Annotated in this window: 21 protein-coding genes; 8 read left to right on the plus strand and 13 right to left on the minus strand. The window is 66.8% G+C overall.

Annotated elements, in window-relative coordinates:
• The first annotated feature begins 33 nt into the window (after positions 1–33).
• On the plus strand, positions 34–3,876 hold the full coding sequence (hrpA, locus tag G7Y85_RS17235) for an ATP-dependent RNA helicase HrpA (protein ID WP_166260224.1): 3,843 nt from the start codon (positions 34–36) through the stop codon (positions 3,874–3,876).
• A complete protein-coding gene (locus G7Y85_RS17240) occupies positions 3,873–4,400 on the plus strand; it encodes an NADPH-dependent FMN reductase (RefSeq protein WP_166260227.1) in 528 nt (175 codons plus the stop codon). The genes hrpA and G7Y85_RS17240 overlap by 4 nt, the downstream gene beginning before the upstream one ends.
• 80 nt (positions 4,401–4,480) lie before the next feature.
• Here the strand turns inward: G7Y85_RS17240 and G7Y85_RS17245 are convergent, their stop codons facing one another.
• Positions 4,481–5,797: an OprO/OprP family phosphate-selective porin gene (locus G7Y85_RS17245; RefSeq protein WP_166260230.1), complete on the minus strand. Its 1,317-nt coding sequence runs from the start codon at positions 5,795–5,797 to the stop codon at positions 4,481–4,483.
• A gap of 143 nt (positions 5,798–5,940) precedes the next feature.
• Here G7Y85_RS17245 and pyrF point away from each other — a divergent pair, with 143 nt between their 5' ends.
• From pyrF to G7Y85_RS17265, 4 genes are all read left to right on the plus strand, one after another.
• Positions 5,941–6,660: an orotidine-5'-phosphate decarboxylase gene (gene pyrF / locus G7Y85_RS17250; protein WP_166260233.1), complete on the plus strand. Its 720-nt coding sequence runs from the start codon at positions 5,941–5,943 to the stop codon at positions 6,658–6,660.
• A 5-nt stretch (positions 6,661–6,665) separates the two neighbouring features.
• Entirely contained in the window at positions 6,666–7,730 is a 1,065-nt protein-coding gene (hemE, locus tag G7Y85_RS17255; RefSeq protein WP_166260545.1) for a uroporphyrinogen decarboxylase, read from the plus strand.
• 44 nt (positions 7,731–7,774) lie between these two features.
• On the plus strand, positions 7,775–8,707 hold the full coding sequence (yihG, locus tag G7Y85_RS17260) for a 1-acylglycerol-3-phosphate O-acyltransferase, YihG family (protein ID WP_166260236.1): 933 nt from the start codon (positions 7,775–7,777) through the stop codon (positions 8,705–8,707).
• Positions 8,708–8,895: 188 nt separating this feature from the next.
• Positions 8,896–9,831, plus strand: a complete 936-nt coding sequence (locus G7Y85_RS17265) for a DegV family protein (RefSeq protein ID WP_166260239.1) — start codon at positions 8,896–8,898, stop codon at positions 9,829–9,831.
• A 24-nt stretch (positions 9,832–9,855) separates the two neighbouring features.
• Here the strand turns inward: G7Y85_RS17265 and G7Y85_RS17270 are convergent, their stop codons facing one another.
• The 3 genes from G7Y85_RS17270 to G7Y85_RS17280 form a co-directional block, all read right to left on the minus strand.
• On the minus strand, positions 9,856–10,947 hold the full coding sequence (locus tag G7Y85_RS17270) for a 5-(carboxyamino)imidazole ribonucleotide synthase (protein ID WP_166260242.1): 1,092 nt from the start codon (positions 10,945–10,947) through the stop codon (positions 9,856–9,858).
• 127 nt (positions 10,948–11,074) lie between these two features.
• Complete coding sequence (gene purE / locus G7Y85_RS17275; RefSeq protein WP_166260548.1) at positions 11,075–11,542, minus strand: 5-(carboxyamino)imidazole ribonucleotide mutase; 468 nt, start codon at positions 11,540–11,542, stop codon at positions 11,075–11,077.
• A gap of 206 nt (positions 11,543–11,748) precedes the next feature.
• Complete coding sequence (locus G7Y85_RS17280; RefSeq protein WP_166260245.1) at positions 11,749–12,474, minus strand: SIMPL domain-containing protein; 726 nt, start codon at positions 12,472–12,474, stop codon at positions 11,749–11,751.
• Positions 12,475–12,619: 145 nt separating this feature from the next.
• Here G7Y85_RS17280 and sufT point away from each other — a divergent pair, with 145 nt between their 5' ends.
• Positions 12,620–13,168, plus strand: a complete 549-nt coding sequence (gene sufT / locus G7Y85_RS17285) for a putative Fe-S cluster assembly protein SufT (protein WP_166260248.1) — start codon at positions 12,620–12,622, stop codon at positions 13,166–13,168.
• Between the two features lie 284 nt (positions 13,169–13,452).
• Entirely contained in the window at positions 13,453–13,839 is a 387-nt protein-coding gene (gene apaG, locus G7Y85_RS17290) for a Co2+/Mg2+ efflux facilitator ApaG/CorD (RefSeq protein WP_166260251.1), read from the plus strand.
• Here the strand turns inward: apaG and G7Y85_RS17295 are convergent.
• The 9 genes from G7Y85_RS17295 to G7Y85_RS17335 all read right to left on the minus strand — a co-directional run bounded on the left by G7Y85_RS17295 (position 13,836) and on the right by G7Y85_RS17335 (position 22,191).
• Entirely contained in the window at positions 13,836–15,155 is a 1,320-nt protein-coding gene (locus G7Y85_RS17295) for an NADH:flavin oxidoreductase/NADH oxidase family protein (protein WP_166260254.1), read from the minus strand. The two genes, apaG and G7Y85_RS17295, sit on opposite strands and share 4 nt — an antisense overlap.
• Before the next feature lie 11 nt (positions 15,156–15,166).
• Positions 15,167–15,610 (minus strand): hypothetical protein, encoded by a 444-nt coding sequence (locus tag G7Y85_RS17300; RefSeq protein ID WP_166260257.1) that lies wholly within the window; start codon positions 15,608–15,610, stop codon positions 15,167–15,169.
• Positions 15,607–16,230, minus strand: coding sequence for a LysE family translocator (locus tag G7Y85_RS17305; protein ID WP_166260260.1), 624 nt, complete (start codon positions 16,228–16,230; stop codon positions 15,607–15,609). Before G7Y85_RS17305 ends, G7Y85_RS17300 begins: the two co-directional genes overlap by 4 nt.
• A gap of 16 nt (positions 16,231–16,246) precedes the next feature.
• Positions 16,247–17,065, minus strand: a complete 819-nt coding sequence (gene mutM / locus G7Y85_RS17310; protein ID WP_166260265.1) for a bifunctional DNA-formamidopyrimidine glycosylase/DNA-(apurinic or apyrimidinic site) lyase — start codon at positions 17,063–17,065, stop codon at positions 16,247–16,249.
• 95 nt (positions 17,066–17,160) lie between these two features.
• Positions 17,161–18,072: a DUF4340 domain-containing protein gene (locus G7Y85_RS17315; RefSeq protein ID WP_166260268.1), complete on the minus strand. Its 912-nt coding sequence runs from the start codon at positions 18,070–18,072 to the stop codon at positions 17,161–17,163.
• 14 nt (positions 18,073–18,086) lie between these two features.
• Complete coding sequence (locus tag G7Y85_RS17320; RefSeq protein ID WP_166260271.1) at positions 18,087–19,445, minus strand: GldG family protein; 1,359 nt, start codon at positions 19,443–19,445, stop codon at positions 18,087–18,089.
• A gap of 21 nt (positions 19,446–19,466) precedes the next feature.
• On the minus strand, positions 19,467–20,210 hold the full coding sequence (locus G7Y85_RS17325; protein ID WP_166260273.1) for an ABC transporter permease: 744 nt from the start codon (positions 20,208–20,210) through the stop codon (positions 19,467–19,469).
• Complete coding sequence (locus G7Y85_RS17330) at positions 20,207–21,163, minus strand: ABC transporter ATP-binding protein (RefSeq protein WP_241696249.1); 957 nt, start codon at positions 21,161–21,163, stop codon at positions 20,207–20,209. The genes G7Y85_RS17325 and G7Y85_RS17330 overlap by 4 nt, the downstream gene beginning before the upstream one ends.
• A 137-nt stretch (positions 21,164–21,300) precedes the next feature.
• The gene (locus G7Y85_RS17335) at positions 21,301–22,191 is read right to left on the minus strand and encodes a lysophospholipid acyltransferase family protein (protein WP_166260276.1); all 891 of its coding nucleotides are present in this window, start codon (positions 22,189–22,191) and stop codon (positions 21,301–21,303) included.
• Positions 22,192–22,230: the final 39 nt, after the last annotated feature.

Here is a 22,230-nt window from a genome sequence, read left to right on the forward strand (position 1 = left end):
CGCGTCCGCCCATCGGCCGCGCCGCCAGCGCCGATGATCGACAAGGCCACCCTGAAAGCGCTGGAGCGCAATCTCGACGCCGCGCGCGAGCGCCTGCTGGCGCGCGATCACGCCGGCTTCCAGCGCACGCTGCAGCGCGCCCAGCGCGGCGGCAAGCTCGATCTGGCACGACTGGATCGTGACGTCGAACAGGCGAAGCTGCGCTACGAGAACCGGCAGCGGCTCAAGCCGAAACAGATCCGCTACCCCGAAGAACTGCCGGTCGTGCAGGCGCGCGACGAACTGCTGGCGGCGATCCGCGAGCATCAGGTCGTCGTCGTCTGCGGCGAGACCGGTTCCGGCAAGACCACGCAGCTGCCGAAGCTCTGTATCGAGCTTGGCCGTGGCACGCGCGGCCTGATCGGTCACACCCAGCCGCGCCGGCTCGCCGCGCGCAGTGTCGCCCATCGCATCGCCCGCGAGCTTGATGGCAATCTTGGCGATCTGGTCGGTTACGAAACACGCTTCGATCGCCGCGTGTCCGAGCGCTCGATGATCAAGCTGATGACCGACGGCATCCTGCTCGCCGAGCTGGGCCGCGATCACCTGCTGAATGCCTATGACACGATCATCATCGACGAGGCGCACGAGCGCAGCCTCAACATCGATTTCCTGCTCGGCTGGCTCAAGCGCATCCTGCCGCAGCGCCCAGATCTCAAGGTCATCGTCACGTCGGCAACGCTCGATCCGGAAAAGCTGTCGAAGCACTTCGACGACGCGCCGATGATCTTCGTGTCCGGCCGCACCTATCCGGTCGAGCAGCGCTACCGGCCGCCCGCCGATGACGGCGATCAGGAGGGTGCGATCGCGTCGGCGATCGACGATCTCTGGCGTGGCCGACCGAGTGGCGACGTTCTCGTGTTCCTGCCGGGCGAGCGCGAAATCGGCGACACCGCGCGCGTGCTGCGCGGGCGTTTCGCGAACGCCGAAGTGCTGCCGCTGTACTCGCGGCTCGCCGCCAATGCGCAGGATGCGGTGTTCTCGCCCGGCAGGCAGCCGCGCATCGTGCTCGCGACCAATGTCGCCGAGACGTCGGTGACCGTGCCCGGCATCCGCTACGTCGTCGATACCGGCACTGCGCGCATCAACCGCTTTGCACCGCGCACCGGCGTGCAGCAGCTGCAGATCGAGCCGGTCTCGCAGGCCGCGGCCAATCAGCGCGCCGGTCGCTGCGGTCGCCTCGGGCCGGGCATCTGCGTGCGGCTCTATGCCGAGGACGATTTCGCCGCGCGCCCGGCGTTCACCGACCCGGAGATCCGTCGCGCCAACCTCGCTGGCGTGATCCTGTCGATGACTGCGCTCGGACTCGGCGACATCGAGCACTTCCCGTGGCTGGACGCGCCGGACCACCGCCACGTCGCCGACGCCTATCGCGTGCTGCAGACCGTCGGCGCGCTCGACGAGCTGCGCGAACTGACGCCGCTCGGCCGCGAGCTTGCGCGGTTGCCGCTCGATCCGCGCATCGCGCGCATTGCGCTGGCCGGCCGCGGCAGTGCCGCCGAGGAGATGATCTGGGTGCTGGCCAGCGCGATGTCCGTGCAGGACCCGCACGAAGTGCCGGCCGATGCCCAGGACAGCGCGCGGGCGAAACACGCGCAATGGCGCCATCCGCGCTCGGATTTCCTGACGCTGCTCAAGCTCTGGCAGCAGTGGCGTGACTGGAGCGAGCAGGCCAACAACCGGCAGCTGCGCAAGATCTGCCGCGAGCACTTCGTCTCGTTCCTGCGCATGGAGGAATGGGAGGCGGTCTACCGTCAGGTCCGCGATCTGCTCGGCGGCGAGCGCAAGGCCAGGCCAGAAGCGAATGCGCGCTGGACCAATGAAAAGCTCGACGAACTGTTCGTGCCGATTCACGAGGCGCTGCTCGCCGGTCTGATCGACCACATCGGCCACAAGTTGCCCGAGAAAAACGAATACCAGGGACCGCGCAATCGGCGCTTCCGCATCCATCCCGGATCGGCGCTCGCGAAAAAGGGCCCGCAATGGCTGATGAGCGCGCAGCTCGCGCAGACCTCGCAGCTGTTCGCACGCACGAATGCTGCGATCGAGCCGGACTGGCTTGAGCGTGTCGCACCGCATCTGGTCAGGCGCATGCTGCTGCATCCGCAATGGAACGCCACGCGCGGCGAGGTCACGGCCACCGAACACGTCAGCCTGCTCGGCCTGCCGCTGCTGACGCGGGCGCGGCACTACGGTTCGACGAACCCGGTCGAGGCGCGCGCGATCTTCATTCGCGAGGCGCTCGTCGGCGGCGCCATGCAGCGCAAGCCGGCGTTTCTTGATGCCAACCTGAAGCTGGTCGAATCGATCCGCGACAAGGAGGCAAAAATGCGTCGCCCGGACCTGCTCGCCGGCGACGATCAGCTGGCCGCGTTCTACGACGCGCGGCTGCCCGCAGAAGTCTGTGCGGCGGCGCACCTGAAGAACTGGCTGCGCCGCGAGACGGGCGCGCAGCAGACCATGACAATGGCAGAAAGCGACGCGCTGCGGCCGGGCGCCAATGCCGATGTCGAGAGTCTGTTCCCCGATCATCTCGAGCTCGGCGGGATGGTGCTGCCACTGTCGTATTCACATGAACCCGGCGAAGAACATGACGGTGTCACCTTCCACATCCCGCTTGCGCAGGTCCATCAATTGCCGGCCGAACGCTTCGACTGGCTGGTGCCCGGTCTGCGCGCCGCCAAGATCGAAGCGCTGATCCGCAGCCTGCCGCAGACGCTGCGCCGACAACTGACCCCGGCTGCCGAATATGCGCAGGCGCTGTCGGCACGCCTGACCCCGGACGACGGCGCGCTGCTGCCGGCGATCTGCGCTGCGCTGCAGTTGATGACCGGCCTGCGATTGGCGCCAGGCGACTTCGCGCCGGACAAGCTCGACGCGTATCTGCTGCCGCGTCTGCAGCTGGAGAATGAACAGGGCGCAATCCTCGGCGTGGCGAACACGCTCGACGGTCTGCGTGGTCGCTTCAGCGGCGCGGCGCGCACGGCGCTTCATCAGGCGGCGACTCGCGACGAGTCCCTGCAAAAGTGGGCGCGCGAGAACATCAGCGACTGGGACTTCGACGATCTGCCGGACGCAGTGCCACTGGCCAATGGCGCGCGCGGCTATCCGGCACTGTCGCTGGAAGGCCAGCGCATCGACCTGCGCCTGTACGAGTCACGCGAGTCGGCCGACGCCGCCCATCGGCTTGGCGCGCGCGCGCTGCTGCTGGCGCGTCTCGCGGATCGCCGGCGCGATCTCGACAAGAGCGCGCGGCTCAAACTCGCCCTGCTCGCCGCCCCGTTCGGGCTCGATGCCGCACGCATTGCCGGTCAGCTTGCGGAACGTGCCGCCGAGCGGACGCTGCTCGACGACCCCATCCGCAGCCGCGCCGACTTCCAGGCCGCACTCGAACGTCGTGCGACATTCAGTCTCGACGCGGCGGCGCGGCTGGATCAGCTGGTCAACTGGCTCAACGCGGCGCTGAGCGTGCGCAAGGCACTCGAGGGGTTCGCGACGCGCTGGCCGCTGGCCGTTGCCGACATGCGCGCACAGCTCACGAGCCTGTTCGCCGACGGCTTCGTCAGCGCGATTCCGGAGGCGAACTGGGGACGCGTGACCATCTACCTGCGCGCCTTGCAGGTGCGGCTCGAACGGCTGCAGAACAAGCCGCAGCGCGACGAAGACCTGACCCGGCAGGTCGCGCCATTCGCAACGCAGCTTGCAGACCTGTCGCATCCGGCGCGCTGGCTGCTGGAGGAATGGCGGGTCGCACTGTTTGCGCAGGAACTGAAAGCCGTCGGCCGACCGTCGCCGCAGGCATTGAAGGAAGCGCTGGCCGCGGAGCAAGGCAAATGAACTGGCTCGCGATCTGCGGCAGCCTGCGACGTGCATCGTCGAATCTCGCACTGCTCGAGGCGGCCGCGCGCCTCGTGCCGGCCGACGTCAGCGTCGCGACGTATTCGCTGGCCGCGCTGCCCTTGTTCAATCCGGATCTCGAAGACGACATGCCGCCGGCAGTTCGCGACTGGCGCGCCGCCATTGCCGGTGCCGACGGGCTGCTGATTTCCAGTCCGGAATACGCGCATGGCGTGTCCGGCGTGATGAAGAACGCGCTCGACTGGCTGGTCAGCGGTCCGGAATTCGTCGGCAAGCCGGTCGCCTTGCTGAACGCGACGATGCGCGCCGAATACGCGCCGGCGCAGCTGGCGGAAACCCTGCGCACGATGTCGGGCACCGTTATCGAAGCGGCGTGCCTGAGCCTGCCGCTGCTCGGCGGTACGCGCGACGCGGCTGCGATTGTCGGCGAGCCATCGCTGGCCGCGCCGCTGCGCGCGGCGCTTGCCCGCTTCGCGGCCGCAGTCACCGATCCGGCCCGCTGACGCCGCGCGCTCCGGGCTGCGATCCGGAGCCCGCGGTCCGGCGAGTTGAGCTGCGAGTCGCTCGGGACCGGCCGCGCGCTTCAGAACGACAGCTGTACGCGCATTTCGTAGATCGACGGTTTCTGTCCGTCGTAAGGGCCGCCGTCGAGCTTGAGCACTTTCACGTAGTTCGCGTTGACGCGCAGGTAAGGGGTCAGATACCAGGACAGGCCCAGCGTCATGTCGTGCTCGTTGCCGCTGCTGACGCTGCCGTCGTCGAGATCGAGCCGGGAAAGTCGTGCCGCAGCCTCGAACGCGCCCCAGCCATCCGTGCCGAGCGGATGCGCCGGCTTGATGCCGTCGAATACGCCCTTGGCGACGTTGTATGTGCGCGTCTCGCCGGTCAGCGTGTACGCGAGCTGTGCATACCAGGTCTTGAACGCGAGATCGTCGCGGCCGTTGTCACGCTGTACATCGATCCACATGTACTCGCCCTGCAGCGATGCGGCGCCGAATGCGGTGGCGAATTCCGCGTCGCTCAGCCGGTAGCTCGTGGTATCGAGCAGCGATCCGCTGTTGAGGAAGTTCGGCGCCTGGTTGGACTCGGGCCTGGCGGTGAATGCCACGGCGCTGGTCGACGGCGTCGTGCCGCTGTTGTCCTGCGTCGGCTTGCGCCAGTTCACGCCGAGGCCCAGGTGGACGACGCGATGTCCGGCGACGTAGGGCGCGAAGGTCGCGCGCGCCGCCAGGCCCCAGCCTTCGTCGCCGGATGCGCTGTCGCCGAGCGGTTCGCCGGTGGCGCTGGCCGCCAGCGACCAGCGACGGCCGGCGCGCGCGAGCTGGACGCCGGGCGCGCGCAGGATCGGCGAGACGACGTAGGCCGGCAGTCCGCGTTCGATGAACGTCGTGCCGGCCGCGCTGCTCAGCGATTCCATCGAGAATGGCAGCTTGGCCTGGCCGATCGTGACGCTGAACGGCTTGAAGCCGCTGTACGTGACGTAGGCGTCGGTGATCGCCGCGCTTGCCTTGGCGAACTCGTACTGGAAGCGATATTGCCAGTCGTCGCCCAGCTTGCCGCCGAGTGCGAGCCGCGAACGGCGCAGCAGCGTGCCGTCCGACAGATCGCTGCCGTCGGCGTCGAACGCCGCGAAATCGATCTGCTGGAAGACGCCGAACTGCAGCGTATAGGTGCCGTCGCCGGTCGCCAGCATCAGTCCCTTGTCGGCCGAGAACGTCGCCGCCGTCCGCTCCTGTCGTGCTTGCTGTGCCTTGAGCTGCTGATACTCGTCGGCGTCGATCACGCCTTTCCCGGCCAGCGTTTCGAGCAGGCCGTCGTCGGCGAAGGCCGGACGGCCGGTGCAGACGACGGCAAGCGCGAGCACGGCGGCGCGCGTCGCGGTGGTGGCGTTTCGATGCATCGGTTCTCCCTGCGGCGATGTATGTAGTCGATATATACATAAGTATATAACGCATTCCGCACGATTCTACCGCGCCGAAGTTGCCGCGCGCGGCGCGGACGCGGACAATTCAATTCTGTCCTTGCTGTCCCCCGGAAAATCCCATGATTCCAGCGCAGGAGCGCCTGATAGCCGCGCTCGACGTGCCGAGCACCGACGATGCGCGCCGACTCGTCGCCACGCTCGGCGACGCCGTCTCGTTCTACAAGATCGGCATGGAACTGCTGATGGCGCCCGGCTTCTTCGAGCTGCTGGCGTCACTGAAGGCCGACGGCAACAAGGTGTTCGTCGATCTGAAGTTCTTCGACATTCCGGAAACCGTGGCGCGCGCGGTGCGCAATCTCTCCGAGCGCGGTGCCGATTTCTGCACGATCCACGGCAACCAGTCGATCATGGAAGCGGCGGCCAAAGCCAAGTCCGGCACGACCAAAGTTCTGGCGGTGACGGCGCTGACCAGTCTTGATCAGGGTGATCTCGACGATCTCGGCTTCCGCTGCGACATCGCCGATCTGGTGCTGTCGCGGGCGCGCCGTTCGCTGGCGGCCGGCTGCGACGGTGTGGTGTCCTCGGGTCTCGAAGTCGAGCGACTGCGCCGCGAGGCGCCGCGCGAACTGATCTGCGTGACGCCGGGCATCCGGCCCGTCGAGAATCGCCTCGAAGCCGATCAGAAGCGGGTGATGACGCCGAGTGCAGCGATCCATGCCGGCGCCGACTATCTGGTCATCGGCCGGCCGATCCGCGACGCCGTCGATCCGCGCGCAATGGCCTTGCAGATCCAGGCGGAAATTGCCGCCGCCCTGAACACCGCCGGAAGCCCGTCATGAGCGAAATGCGCAAGCTGCAGAACGATCGTTTCCTGCGTGCGCTGAAGCGCGAACCCGTCGACCGCACGCCGGTATGGATGATGCGCCAGGCCGGTCGCTATCTGCCGGAGTATCGCGCCACGCGCGCCAAGGCCGGCGACTTCATGTCGCTGTGTCGCAATCCGGAGCTGTGCTGCGAGGTCACGCTGCAGCCGCTCGACCGCTACGGTCTCGACGCCGCGATCCTGTTCTCGGACATCCTGACGATCCCGGACGCGATGGGTCTGGGCCTGCGCTTCGTCGAAGGCGAAGGTCCGGTGTTCGACCGGCCGGTGCGCGACGAACACGCGATCGCGCAGCTGCCGGTGCCGGACCCGCAGACCGAACTGCGTTATGTCATGGACGCGGTATCGACGATTCGTCGCGCACTCGGCACGCGGCTGCCGCTGATCGGCTTTGCCGGCAGCCCCTGGACACTGGCGACCTACATGGTCGAAGGTGCCGGCGGTTCCGACTATGCGCGCATCAAGGGCATGGCCTACGACGCGCCGGAACTGCTCGACGCGCTGCTCGCCAAGCTGGTGGCCTCGGTCAGCATCTATCTCGAAGCGCAGATCGCGGCCGGCGCCGACGCGGTGATGGTGTTCGACACCTGGGGCGGTGTGCTGGCGCCGGCCGACTACATCCGCTTCTCGCTGGAGCCGATGGCGAAGATCGTCGCGCATCTCAAGCGCGTCGCGCCGACCGTGCCGGTGATCCTGTTCACCAAGAACGGCGGCCAGCACCTCGAAGTGATGGCGGAAACCGGTTGCGACGCGCTCGGCCTGGACTGGACCACCGATCTTGCGAATGCCCGTACGCGCGTCGGCAGCCGCGTCGCCCTGCAGGGCAATCTCGATCCGGCCTGGCTGTTCGCAAGCCCGCTGAAAATCGAAGCCGCGGTGCGCCGCGTGCTGGAAAGCTTCGGCCAGGGGTCCGGCCATGTCTTCAATCTCGGCCACGGCATCCTGCAGCACACGCCGCCCGAACATGCCGGCGTGATGATCGAGGCGGTGCGAAATCTGAGCCCCGCATATCACCCCGGCAGCTGATCGCGCGTTAGCATGTACACGTCGCTGCCGATCGAGGTTCGCTGATGTTCTCCGTCATCTTCCCCGCCAGCGTCGTCGGACTCATCACGTCGCTGTGCGTGCTGGCGACGACGCTCGGCGTTTCGGTGCTGTTGCTGCCGGGCATCCTGCTGAAGCTGCTGCCGTACCGTCCGCTGCAGCGTGCCTGCAGCCGCTACTGCGTGTGGATCGCGATCAACTGGGTGTCGGCGAACAAGATCCTGTTCCGTTTGCTGCATGCGGTGCAGTGGGAGATCGATGTCCGCGGTACGCTGGATCCGCGCGGCAACTATCTGCTGATCGGCAACCACCAGTCCTGGGCCGACATCCTGCTGCTGTTCGACATCCTGCACACGCGCGTGCCGTTCCCGCGCTTCTTCCTCAAGCATCAGCTGATCTACGTGCCGATCATCGGCACCGCCTGCTGGGCGATGGATTTCCCGTTCATGCGCCGTTACACCCGCGAGCAGCTTGAAGCGAAGCCCGAGCTCAAGGGCCAGGATGTCGAAGCCACGCGCCGCGCCTGCGAGATCTACAAGAGCGAGCCGGTCACCGTCATCAACTTTCTCGAAGGCACGCGTTTCTCGGAAGCCAAGCGCATCGCACGGCAGTCGCCGTACCGGCACCTGCTGCGGCCGAAGGCCGGCGGCATGTCGTTCACGCTCAATGCCATGGGCGAGCAGTTCGCCGGCATCATCGACGTGACGATCGCCTATCGGCCGACCGACAAACCGCTGCTCTGGAGCTTCGCCAGCGGCGAACAGGATCAGCTTTGCGTGCACATGGACGTGCTGCCGATCCCGGCCGAGCTGATGCACGGCGATTACGAGAACGACGCGGAATTTCGCGCGCGATTCCAGGCCTGGGTCAATGCCCTCTGGGAACGCAAGGACGCCCGGCTCGAGCGCCAGCTCAACGGCCGGCCGGCGATGCAGGCACCGCGCCCGGCGCACGGCTGAGGATCCGTCGCAGCGGCTGCGGCAGGGTCTGCCTCTCCCGAACTGCCTTCGCTCGCGACGCCTCTGCGGCGGGCCCTGGCGACCGATTGGCCGACTCCATCCGCCCGATCGCCGCGTTCGTCAGCCGCGACGGCCGTGCGTGTGCGCGATCCGCATAATCGCCGCTCCTGAAAATCCCGGAGCCATCGATGCGCATCGGCGTGATCGCGGATGCGAGTTGCGATCTTCCCGAAGCTTTCCTGCACGAACACGACATCGGCATCCTGCCGGTGACGATCCAGCTCGGTGCGGACAGCTTCGACGATCATCGTGATGCGGCGCAGACGCGACGTTTCTACGCCGAGCAACTGGCGGCGCGCGGCCTGGACGCCGAGACCCAGGCCTGCAGTGTCGAGCAGACACGCAGCCTGTTGCGCGAGCAGCTGATGGTCGATCGCGACTACGCGTTCTGCATCACGCTCAGCGCGACGCGCGGACGGACCTTCGAGAATACCGCCAAGGCCTCGTTCGCGATCCTCGCCGACGCCCAGTCCGGCGAGCAGCAGGCGCAGCCGCTGGCGCTGCGCGTGATCGATTCGAAGACCATGTTCAGCGGCACCGGCGTACTGGTGGCCGAGGCAGCGAAACTGGCGCGGGCCGGCGTCACCCCGTTCGAAATGCGCCGCCGCCTCGAAATCCTGCGCGACTCGATCTGCGCCTACATGGTCCCGGGCGATCTCTACTACCTGCGCAATCGCGCGCAGCACAAAGGTGAACGCAGCGTCGACTGGTTCAGCTATGCGATCGGCACCGCGCTCGATCTGCGTCCGGTGCTGCTCGGCTACCGTGGCGAGACCCAGGCGGTGGCGCGTCTGCGTGGCTACGAACATGCCGTCGAGCGCATGTTCGCGCACGTTGCGCGACAGGTCGAAGCCGGACTGGAGCTGGGCCATCTCTGCGTCAGCTATGGCGGCGAACTGGAGCGCCTGGCCGAGCTGCCCGGTTACGCCGCCTTGCAGGACGCCACCACGCGCCATGGCATCCAGCTGCTGGCGAGCGTGATGTCGGCCACGGCGGCGGTCAATGTCGGTGCTGGCTGCGTGTCGGTCGCCTACGGTGGCGAGCTGCGGCCGTTCCGGCTCTAGTGCTGCCGTCGCGGCGCGATCGACTCAGGACTCGACGGCGGCAACCAGAGCCTGCAGTTGCGCCAGCCGGGTTTCGAGTTCGGCGTCGTTGCCGGCCGTCACCGTGGCATGACCGACCTTGCGCTGCGGCTTCGGCGCCTTGCCGTAGTGGTGGATGTGCACGCCGGGAATCGCCGCCAGCGCTTCGTTGGACGGCGTGTTGCCGATGAAGTTGACCATCACCGACGGGCCGCGCAAGGCGGTCGAGCCCAGCGGCAGGCCGGCGATTGCGCGCAGGTGGTTCTCGAACTGCGAGCAGTCCGCGCCTTCGATCGTCCAGTGCCCGGAGTTGTGCACGCGCGGCGCGATCTCGTTGGCGTACAGTTTGCCGCTCGCCACGAAGAACTCGAACGCCAGCACGCCGACATAACCGAGATGTTCGAGCACGCGTGTCGCGTGCGCTTCGGCGGCGGCCTGCAGCGGGTCATCGGCGCGTGGCCGCGCGACCCGCAGGATGCCATCGCGATGCACGTTCTCGACGACCGGATAGAAGCGCAGCTCGCCGCTCTTGCCGCGCACCGCAAGGCAGGAAATCTCGCGTTCGAACGGCACGAAGGCTTCGAGGATCAGCGGCTGGCCGCCAATCGCGGCCCAGGCCTTGTCGAGGTCCTCGGCTTTGCGCAGCACGGCCTGGCCCTTGCCGTCGTAGCCGAGCCGGCGCGTCTTCAGAACTGCCGGCAGGCCGACGTTCTTGACCGCGATTTCCAGTGCTTCGCGCGTCGCCACCGGCATGTAGCGCGGCACCGGAATGCCGAGCTTGTCGAACAGGGTCTTCTCGGACAGGCGATCCTGTCCGACGGTCAGTGCCACCGGTGCCGGCAGCAGCGGGATGCGGCCGGCGACGAACTCGGCGGTCTTCGCCGGCACGTTCTCGAACTCGTAGGTCGCCAGGTCGACGCCGACACAGAATTCGGCGAGCGCGTGCTCGTCGACGTAGTCGGCGTGGATGTGTGTGCCCAGCGGCGCGGCACAGGCTTCGGTCGCCGGATCGAGGAACACGAAGTCCAGATCCAGCGGATAACCGGCCAGCGCCAGCATCCGTCCCAGCTGGCCCGCCCCCAGGATGCCGATCTTCATGCCGGAGTCACCGAGCAGCTGCGGCGCCCGGCGGCGTCCGGAATCGTCGATGACGAGCGACTCGGCTGCGGCAGCTGCGCTACGGCAGGCCGCGATCCGCCGTCGCCTGCGACGGCCTGCGATGATTTCATGGGAGTTGTAGCGGCTCGTCGTTGAGGACTTTTGCCGTCTGGTTGCTGCGGAATTTCGCGAGCCGGCTCGCCAGACGCTTGTCGGTCGTGGCGAGGATCGCGGCGGCGAGCAGCGCGGCATTGGTGGCACCGGCCTTGCCGATGGCGAGTGTCGCGACCGGAATGCCGGCCGGCATCTGCACGATCGACAGCAGCGAGTCGAGCCCGTTCAGCGCCTTGCTCTGCACCGGCACGCCGAGCACCGGCAGCTGGGTTTTCGCGGCACACATGCCCGGCAGATGCGCGGCGCCGCCGGCGCCGGCGATGATCACCTTGAGTCCGCGGGTGGCGGCCTGCTCGGCGTAGTCGAACAGCAGATCGGGCGTGCGGTGCGCCGAAACCACGCGGGTCTCAAAGGCGATGCCGAGGTCTGCCAGCGTTTGCGCGGCATGTGCCATCGTCTCCCAATCGGAGCGGGAGCCCATGATGACGCCGACGACGGCGGTAGGTTTGCTGCTGGCCACTTTCGGCCCCTGGTAAAAGGCGGGGGAGAAAGCGCCGCATTATCGCATCGCCGCGATTTGCGCGCACGGTCGAGGTTTGCGCGCGCCGCGAGCTACCGGTGGCCGGCCGTCGCTGTCGTGACTAAAGACTCAGAACCGAAGTTTTAGTCAATCATAAAAAACATGTCTCAATGTTCCAGCAGATCGAATTCGGCGCTGGCCGTGGCGCGGTATTTGATCTCGCCGCCGGCAAAACCCATCTCGTCGTTGCCGCCGTTGCTGTCGGCGGCGCTGTAGGCCATGGCCTTGGCCATCACCATCGGCGTCGGCGGCGGCATGTCGTTGTTGACGCGCAAGGTGCGCACCGGCCCGAGCTTCATGCCCAGCGTCTCGGCCAGCAGCCGCGCCTTGTCGCGCGCATCGGTCGCGGCCTTGGCCAGCGCTTCGCGTGTCAAGGCATCGGCCTGGCTTGATTCCAGGGTCGGCGAGCTGACGTGGTTGATGCCGACCCTGGTGGCACCAAGCACGAAGTCGCCGAGCTTGTCGAGATTGCTGACGGTGACGGCAATGTCGCGGCGTGCGCGATAGCCGACCAGCTTCTGTTGCTTGGCCTTGTCGTCCCAGACGTATTCCGGATTGATGCTGATGCCGGCGGTCGAGATCTCCTTGTCGCTGGCGCCGAGCTTGTGCGCTTCGGCCAGATACGCGCGGACGATGCCATTGACCTGCGCCTCGGCGGTCTTCAGATCGGGATCGAGCGCGTCGGCGGCGAGATTGAGGCGCGCTCGGTCCGGCAGCGTGCTGACTTCGCCCTGACCATCGACCGCGACGATGCGCGGTGCCGGTGCGTCGGCGGCGTGAGCGGTGCCTGCGAACAGCAGGGCGGCAGGAAGCAGCCAGGCCAGCGTTTTCATGGTTCGGTTCTCGGCGGGCTTGTATGGGCGGTTTTCGATCATAAATGAAGCCGGCATGGCCGCTCGCTTAACGCGGGGGCTGTCGCGCTGGTTTAAAATCACGTTCCTACGTTTTCGCGCCGGTCGGCGCGAGCCAACCATCCCCATGAGCGCCATCCACGAACCTGTCAGCCTGACGCGCGATGTCATCGGCGTCCTGATTCCGCAAGGCACCAAGGTCGAGCTGCCGGAAGGCGCGCACGCGCAGATCACGCAGGCGCTCGGCGGCAGCTTCACCGTCCAGGTCGAAGGCCACCTGTTCCGCATCGAAGGCAAGGATGCCGACGCGATCGGCCAGCAGATCGTCAAAGGCCCGGAGATCGCGGCCGATGCCAGCGACGAAGACATCGAGAAGGCCGTCTGGGATCAGCTCAAGACCTGCTACGACCCGGAAATCCCGGTCGATATCGTCGAGCTCGGTCTGGTCTACGAGTGCAGGATCGAAACGCTGGACCCGGGCAAGCGCCGCGCCAATGTGCGCATGACGCTGACTGCGCCCGGCTGCGGCATGGGCGACATCCTCGTCGCCGACGTCAAGAGCAAGGTCGAGCAGATTCCGACGATCGTCGAATCCGATGTCGAGCTGGTGTTCGATCCGCCCTGGAACCAGACCATGATGTCGGAGGCGGCGAAACTCGCCACCGGCATGTTCTAGGGAAACCCCGCACGGCTGCTGCGCGTGCGTCTGGCACCGCCCGGCGGTGCTCGCAATGCTCACGTACTGATGTACGCTGCGCTTGCTGCGCGCCGGCGGTCAGCGCCAGACACCCGCTCGCGACGCCGTGCAAAGCTTCCCTCGACGCCGTTCGAGATTCGCGGCAGAAGAAGCCGGAACCAGGGATTTCCAAAGACCAGCCAGACAATGGTTTTTGCCGCCCCTGGCCGTGTGCGTCCGTGAGTTTCGTGTCCGGGAAAATCTCGCGAAAAGGTAGTTGAGCCATGTCAGACACCGTGACCCGTGGCATCCGCATCATCGTCAAGCCACGTTTCGTCGCCGAGCAGTCGGACCCCGAAGCGGGGCACTGGCTGTTCGCGTATCACATCACGATCCGCAATGAAGGCGACGAAACCGTGCAGCTGCTCAACCGCCACTGGGTGATCACCAACGGCGAGGCGCAGGTCGATGAAGTGCGCGGTCCCGGCGTTGTCGGTTATCAGCCGGTGCTCGGGCCCGGCGAGGAATTCCAGTACAGCAGCGGCTGTCCGCTGAGCACGCCGGTCGGCACCATGCACGGCGAGTTCGACATGATGGTCGTCGAGGGCAAACAGCGCTTCGACGCAAAGATCAGCCCGTTCCGGCTTGCGGTACCCAGCGCGCTGAATTAGGACCAGCGCTTGAGCCGCGCGCGCTGCACACGCCAGGCCTGCCGGTATTCGTCGAGCAGGTAGCGCCAGAACGAACCGAACACGCCGAGCTTGAAGTCCGGTGTCTTGCCGTCGGCGAGACGGAAGATCTGCAGATAGAACCAGCCTTGCTGGCCGAGCAGGTTGATCAGCTTGAGCACGAAGACCGTGCTGGTCGGCGCGAAGATGCCGGTGCCGAGCTGCATCTGCTTTTCGTAGCGCGGCATTTCGGTGATTTCGCCTGCGAGCAGGCGCTTCGGCAGATCGGGTTCACCGCACAGTGGCCGGCCGAGGCCGACGACGTCGACGGCGCCGCTGTCGAGTGCTTCTTCGATGCCGGCGCGGGTGCGGAAGCCGCCGGTGACCATCAGCGGCATGGTCGCGATCTTGCGCACGTCGGCGGCGTAGTCGAGAAAATACGCTTCCCGCAACACAGTGCTTTCGCGCTGTGGTGCGGCGTCTTCGGTCTTGCCGGAAAAGCCGAGCAGACGCGGTTGCTCGTAGGTGCCGCCGGACAGTTCGAGCAGATCGAGCGACTCGTCGTTGAGCCATTGCACGAGCTGCAGGCAGTCGGCGTGCGTGAAACCGCCCTTGCGGAAGTCGTCGGAGTTGAGCTTCAGCGCGACCGGAAAGTCACGGCCGACGGCCTTGCGCGTGGCCCGTATCGTTTCGATCAACATGCGCGCGCGGTTCCGCAGCGAGCCACCCCAGGCATCGCTGCGCAGGTTGGTGACCGGCGACAGGAACGAGCTGAGCAGATAGCCGTGCGCCGAATGGATCTGCACGCCGGTGAAGCCGGTCTCGCGCGCCACCACGGCGACACGCGCATAGCGCTCGATGAAATCGAGGATTTCGTCTTCGTTCAGCGCGCGCGGCCTTGCGTAATTGCCGAGCAGCTTGAGCTGCACGGCCGACGGTGCCAGCGGCTGGCGCGTCACATACCACGGCGACTGCCGGCCCGCATGCGAGATCTGCATCCACAGATGATTGCCGCCGACCGTGCCGGCGCGGCTCCATTCGCGCAGGCGCTGCATCGTCTCCGCATCGGTCGGCGCCGGATCGATCGCGACATTGCCGGGCCGTTCGAGCACGCGCCGATCGATCTGCACGTTGCCGGTCAGCAGCAGGCCGGCGCCACCTTCCGACCAGCGGCGATACAGGGCAGCGAGGCGAGCGGTCGGCCGCAGACCGGCGTCGGCCAGCCCTTCGGTCATCGCCGCCTTGCAGAGGCGGTTCGGCAGCCGCGTGCCACACGGCAGTTGCAGGGGCCGGGCCAGCGGATCGGGGCGATCACTCATCTGCGGGCTCTTCAATCCAGCGGCAGGCGCGGGTGGATCGCCGCCAGCAGGCCGAGCATCAGCAGGCCGACGGCCGGGTCGAGGATCATGCCCGGCACGAAACGGAAGGCGAAGCACAGCGCGAAATCGAGCGGCAGCCAGACCAGGATCGCGGCGATCGCGGCGTCGCAGGCCCAGCGTTGGCCGCGACGCACGCCGTTGCGGACGACGAACCACAGCAGCAGCCCCCAGCTTGCGATCGTCGGACCCAGCAGTGCGCACCAGTAACGATTGCCGGCGATACCCGGCAGCCAGCGATCGACCGCGTGCGTGCCGACCACGAGCAGTGGCCAGGCAAGACCGGCCAGAACATGCAGCAAGGCAAGCACTTCCACGCCGCCGCAAAGCCGGTGCTCACGGGCGGCCGGCGTGAACGCGCCGCGCGGCGGCGGCGGCCAGGGGCGTGGCGCGCTCACGGACTGCGCGCCGACGTCGCCAGGCGCAGGCCGAACAGCAGGAACAGGCTGCCGGTCACACGATCCATGGCTCGCTGCAACGGCGGCTGCGCGAGCCAGCGCGACAAGGGCTGTGTCGCCACGGTCAGCAGCGCGAACCACAACAGGCCTTCGCCGGCATGGATCGCCGCGAGCAGTGTGCCGAAGCGGGCTGGATCGACGCCGGCCGGCATGAACTGCGGAAGAAAGCTCACGTAGAAGACGCCGACCTTGGGGTTGAGCAGATTGGTCAGCAGGCCGCGCATGAAGCTGCGCAGGCCCGCTTGCGGTGCCGACGGCGTCGGCGGCGCGCGGCGTGGCCGTCGCCAGAGTTGCAGGCCGAGCCACAGCAAATACGCGGCGCCAGCCATGCGCAGCACGTCGTAGGCGCTACGGGATACCGCGAGTACCACGTCGAGTCCCGTCGAGGCCAGCACGCCCCAGACCAGGCAGCCGGCGCAGATGCCGGCACCGGCGAGCATCGCGGCATGCGCGCCCTGTCCGAGCGCCGTGCGCAGCACCAGCATCGTGTCGAGCCCGGGCATGATCGTCAGCAGCCCGGCGGCCGCGGTGAACAGCAACAGCGCCTGCGTGATCGTCATCCTCCGCTCCCTGTCCCTAGCGCTGGCATTGCGGACAGTAGCAGGATGCGCGCGCACCGAGCACCAATGCGCGGATTTCAGCGCCGCAGACCCGGCAGGCTTCGCCGCCGCGGCCGTAGACGAACAGCTCCTGCTGGAAGTAGCCGGAGGCGCCGTCGGCGCCGGCGAAATCGCGCAACGTGGTGCCGCCGCGTTCGACGGCTTCGGCGAGCACTTCGCGAATCTTGTCGGCGAGCCGCGTCGCTTCGGCGCGGGTCAACCTGCCGGCACGGCGCGTCGGGCGGATGCCCGCCCGGAACAGGCTCTCGGCCGCGTAGATGTTGCCGGCACCGACGACGATGTGGCCGTCCATGATGAAGTTCTTGACCGCGACCTCGCGCTTGCGCGAGCGCTTGAAGAGGTAGTCGCCGTCGAATGCCGGATCAAAGGGCTCCGGTCCCATCGTCGCCAGCAGCGGATGCGTGTTGTCGTCGCGCGGCCACCACAGCACCGCGCCGAAACGGCGCGGATCATGGAAGCGGACCAGCTTGCCGCTGTCGAGCGCGAAGTCGACATGATCGTGCTTGACCAGAGGATGCGCGGCATCGAGCACGAACATCCGCCCACTCATGCCCAGATGCCAGATCATGCGGTCACCGCCGTCGAGCGTGACGATCAGGTATTTGCCGCGCCGCGCGATGGCGTCGATGCGGCGGCCGGCCGCGTCGCGCGCGAGCCCGGTCGGCACCGGCCAGCGCAGGCGCGGATCGCGCACCGTGACCTTGGTGATGCGCCGCCCACGCAGATGCGGCTCGAGGCCGCGGCGCACGGTTTCGACTTCGGGAAGTTCAGGCATCGGCTCGTCATCGTTGGGCTGCGGAAAGGAAAACGGCCCGCAACAGCGGGCCGCATTATTCCACCAATGTCGGACGGGGCGATCGCCCGTGACGGCTATTTCTCTGCAGGCTTGGCGTCGTCAGTCTTGTGGGTCGGGGCGCTCGCCGTGTCGGGCCCGGCGTCCTCCGCCGGCTTTGGCGGCGCCAGCTTCAGCAGCGTGTCGGCGTCGGCCTTCGAGAGCGAATAGCGGATTTTCAGGTCCGGTCGGTCGATGATCAGCTGCGGCTGCTCGCTGACCAGCACCAGGTGGATGGCGCCGCCCTTGGTCGTGATGGTGATCGGCTGACCCTTGCCGCCGTCATCGGGCATCGCCGCGTTCCACATCGAACGTGCGGCGCGCCAGGCCTCGACGAACTTCGCGATCGCATCGCCGCTGGCGGCGTCCGAAGCCGGCGTCGCCGACCAGTCCTTGCCGTCGCTGCGCGAGACGCTGAGTCCCGGCACGTCGATCTTCTCGATCTCGGCGCCCGGACTGATCAGCTCCTTGGCGACCAGATTCGAATAGTCGGCGTCGACCGCCGTGGCGGACGGGTCGTCAATCAGTGCGATCGTGTCGCCGTGCCGGACGTAGCGGTGGTACTCAAGCGGCTCGGTATCACCGAAATCCAGTTTCTGATCGTTGAGCGTGATCGTGAACTGCGGCGGATCGAGCTTGAGATCGGCGAGCTTGACGTCGGCCACCTTCAGCGTGCGCTTGGTCTCCTGCGTCGCCAGATTGACGAGCGAGGCGACTTCGAACGGATCGGTCGGCGACTGCACCGGCTCGACCAGCTGCCATTCCGCGCCCTTCTTTTCGAGCTCGATCGTCGGCTGGTCCGGATGCGCGATGCTGATGCTGTTGACGGCATCCGCGCTGAGCGTCGTCAGCGGCGCGCCTTTCTGCTCCTTCTTCTGCGTGAACCAGACGGTTGCGGCTAGGCCGGCGACGATCACCAGCAGGGCGAGATTGAGGTATGCGCGTTTCATGACGATCCTCGCGATCAGCGCCGGCGGCGCAGCGCCCAGCGCGTCACGCCGAAGCCGAGCAGCAGCAGCGGCAGGATCGCGATGAAGCCGGCGGCGATCGCCATCGTCGCCCAGCCTGGCAGGAACAAAGCGGTGTCCGGCGCCTTCGGGATGTCGATGTTGAGCTGCGCATCGCGGCTCGCCAGCCACTGGATGATGTTGAGGCCGAGCTGCTGGTTGCCGAGCTGGTCGAGATAGGCGTCGGACAGGAAGTCGGCATCACCGATCAGCGCGACGCGCTGCGGGTGCGCCTTGCCTTCCTTGTCATCCGCCGCCGGCTTGTAGTCGCGCGTCAGCGTCGCACCGATCGTCAACGGACCCTTGATGTCATTGCCGTCGAACTGCACGGTGCCGGCGTGGATGTCGCCGGTTTCCAGCCATGCGGTTTCGGTGGTCTGCAGCATCGGCTGCGCCTTCCAGTCGCCGGTCGGCGCGGTCGTCAGCGAGCGCACCAGCGGGAACAGCGTGACCATGTCGAGCCCCTGTGTCACCGGGTTCGGCGGATAGCCGATCGCGGCGAAGAAGCCCGGATGGCCGGTGCCAAGCATCTGATAGTCCGGGAAGATCGCGTAACCGTTCTGCCAGGTCACGCCGAGTTCCTTGGCCAGCGGCGCGATGCCCGGCGGATAGTCCGGATCGGCCAGCCACAGCACGTTGCCGCCGTGCGCAACGTAGTCGGTGACGATCTGCGCTTCGCCGGGCAGCAGCTGCGCCGAAGGCGAGGCGATCACCAGCACGCTGGTGTTGTCCGGGATCTTCGGCGTCTTGACGAGGTTGAGACCCTGGACCTTGAGGCCCTTGTCCTTCATCGCCTGCTCGAACTTCGTGAACGAGCTCTGCGACGGTTCGCTCAGCGAGCGTTCGCCGTGCCCTTCGAGAAACACCACCCACTGCTCGCCGCCGTAGGCGAGCCTTTGCAGCGCGGTGGTGATCGCCGGTTCGGTGGTCGCGTTCAGGGTCTCGCGGCGACCGTCATATTCGGCCACGATCTGGCCGACGTAGTTGACCTTGAAATCGCGCACCTTCTGCGGATCGGCGCTCGGGTCGACGAAGCTGATCGCGATGTTGCGCTTGACGCGCTTGTAGCGTTCGAGATCGGCCTCGACGGCGTGCCGCGTCTCGGCCCCGCTCGGTGCGAACACGTAGAACGTGATCGGATCGGGCATGGCCTTGAGCTGCTTGACGCTCGCTGCGGTCAGCGTGTTGCGATGGCCGGCAGTCCAGTCCAGATCGGTCTTGAAGCGCACCGACAGGAAGCCCAGCAGACCGATGACGACGATGATCAGCAGCGCGTTGAAGAACTGCTGCGCAAAAACCTGGTTCTTTTGTTTCATGGCGGGTCTGGTCTCGAGTTCTCAGTTGCGTTCGACGTCGAGGCGCAGCACGGTCAGCCACAGGAACAGCGCCGAGAACAGCAGGTAGTAGGCAACATCGGCGGTCGCGAACACACCGCGCCGCAGACTCTCGAAATGGTCGATCAGCGACAGGTACGAAAACACCTGGTGGAACGGCACGCTGTCGTTGTACGCGAGGATGTTGGCGAGCCAGATCACGAGCAGCAGGCCGAAGCTGCCGACCGCGGCGATCGTCGGCTCACGTGTGCAGGACGAGACGAACAGGCCGACCGCGCCGAACGAGGTCATCAGCAGGAACAGGCCGAGCAGGCCGGCGGCGACGCGGCCCCAATCCATGTTGGTCGACCAGGCCAGCGACAGCGGCATCAGGGCCATCAGCACCATCACCACGACGATGAAGCCGAGCACGCCGAGGAATTTGCCGAGCACGATTTCGGTCAGCGACACCGGCGCCGAGAACAGCAGGGTGATCGCGCCGGTCTTGCGCTCCTCGGCGAACAGCCGCATCGTCATCAGCGGCATGATCAGCAGCAGCAGGATCGTCGAAAAACCGTACAGCGAACCGGCGACGACATCGGAAACGCCGAGATCGCTGCCCTGCGCCGCATCGTTCGCGTACTGCAGCAGCAGGTTGATGAACACGAAGCCGACGATGAACTGCACGATCGCCAGGACCGCCCAGGCCAGCGGCGAGAGAAAGATGCGGCGCCATTCGACGCGCGCGATATTGAAGACATTGCTCATGCCGCGGCCCTCAGGTCACCGGAGGTCAGTTCGACGAAAATCTCTTCGAGCGTGCGCTGCTGTGCGTGCAGCTCGATGAGGCCCCAGTTGCGCTCGGCCGCAGCCGCGGCGATCGCTTCGCGCGGATCGGCGTTCTTGCGGGTGCTGACGAGAAAGCGCCCGTCACCGAGCACGCTCGCGCCGTCGACGCCGTCGATGCCGGCCAGCTGCACCGCTTCGGGTGGACGCCGGAAACCGCAGACGACCGAGGACTGGTTATGCGTGTTCGCGACCGGTTCGTTGTAGACCACCAGACCGCGCGCAATGATCATCACGCGATCGCAGACGGCCTGGATTTCCGGAAGGATGTGGCTCGACAGGATCACCGTATGGGTCTTGCCGAGTTCGGCGATCAGCGAGCGGATTTCGCGAATCTGGATCGGATCGAGGCCGACCGTCGGCTCGTCGAGAATCACCACCGGCGGGCGATGGATGATCGCCTGCGCGATGCCGACGCGCTGCTGGTAGCCCTTCGACAGATTGCCGACCAGTCGCGAGCCGACGTCGCCGAGGCCGCAATCGCGCTTCGCCGAAGCCAGCGCCGCCGCAATGTCCTTGCCGGCCATGCGATGCAGGCTCGCGCAGAAGCGCAGGTATTCGTCGACCGTCAGTTCCGGGTAGACCGGCGGCTGTTCGGGCAGATAGCCGATGTGACTCTTGGCGAGCTTCGGCTGCTCGCGCAGCGACACGCCCTTGATCTTCACTTCGCCGGCACTCGGCGCAAGATTGCCGGTCAGCATCTTCATCGTCGTCGACTTGCCGGCGCCGTTCGGCCCGAGCAGGCCGACGATCTCGCCCTTGCGCAAGGTCAGATCGAGATTGTTGACGGCGACGGTCGGGCCGTAGCGTCGTATCAGGCCACGTGCTTCGATCAGCACTTCATCGGGGCTTGCGCCCATCTCTTGGTTTCCCATGCTCTTCTCTATGCGTCCTTTGACGTTCTGGTGGAGCGGGGAGCGCGGTGCCGCAGACGCGCGCGATCTGTCGCGCAGCCCCCGGTGCCGATGCTCCTTTCCTGCGAAATCGTGCAACTGACCGCGGCAATTCCGATTCAGTTCCGTCGGATTTTCTGCTGCGCGTATGGACTGGGCTGTCCGGCCGGTTGACGCCGGTAGCGCTCGTACGCCCACCAGTACTGGTCCGGCCAGCGGCGCACGATAGCCTCGATGGCGGTGTTGAGTACGGCGACGCCACGCGTCGGATCGGCGATGCCTTCGGGTGCAGGTTGCAGATGGAAGCGATAGCCCTTGCCCAGCGGCAGGCGTTCGGCAAGGCAGAACCAGACCGGCGCACCGCTGCGTGCGGCAAGCTTGCTGACCAGTTCCGTGGTGTGCGCCGTGATGCCGAACAGCGGTGCGAACACGCCGGAGCCGGGCGGTGGATCGTGATCGGGCAGGATGCCGATCATCTCGTTGCGCTTGAGCGCCGTCAGCAGCGCCTTCACGCCGGCGCCGGTGGTCGGCACCAGTTTCGCGCCGAGCCGCGAGCGGCCTTCCAGCATCAGCGCGTCGACCGCCCCCTTCTGCGGCTTGTACAGCGAGGTCATCGGGCCGTGCGCCGAGCAGAACAGGCCGGCCAGCTCCCAGGCACCCCAATGCGGGCACAGCCAGATCACGCCGCGACCCTGCGCACGCAGTTCGGCGATCTGCCGTGCGGCGTGCGGATCGGCGAGCCAGCGATCGAGACGTTTCCGGGACCCGAACCAGAACGCCGGTGCTTCGATCAGCGCCTTGAGCATGTGGCCGAGGCTTTGTCGCACCAGCCTGCGGCGTTCGCGCGCGCAGATCTCCGGCAGACAGTGCTGCAGATGCCAGCGCGTCAATCGCCGCGGCTTGCCTGGCAGCAGCCACAGCGGCACGCTCGCCAGGGCGGCGAGGCCGTGCAGAATAGGCAGTGGCAGGATCGCCAGCGCAGCGAGCAGAAAACCGACCAGGGATTTCATGGCGTGCGATTGTAGAGTCCCGGCCCGAACCGTCGCGAG

Origin of the sequence: Solimonas terrae (assembly GCF_011067135.1) — a bacterium.
Taxonomy (GTDB): Bacteria; Pseudomonadota; Gammaproteobacteria; order Nevskiales; family Nevskiaceae; genus Solimonas; species Solimonas terrae.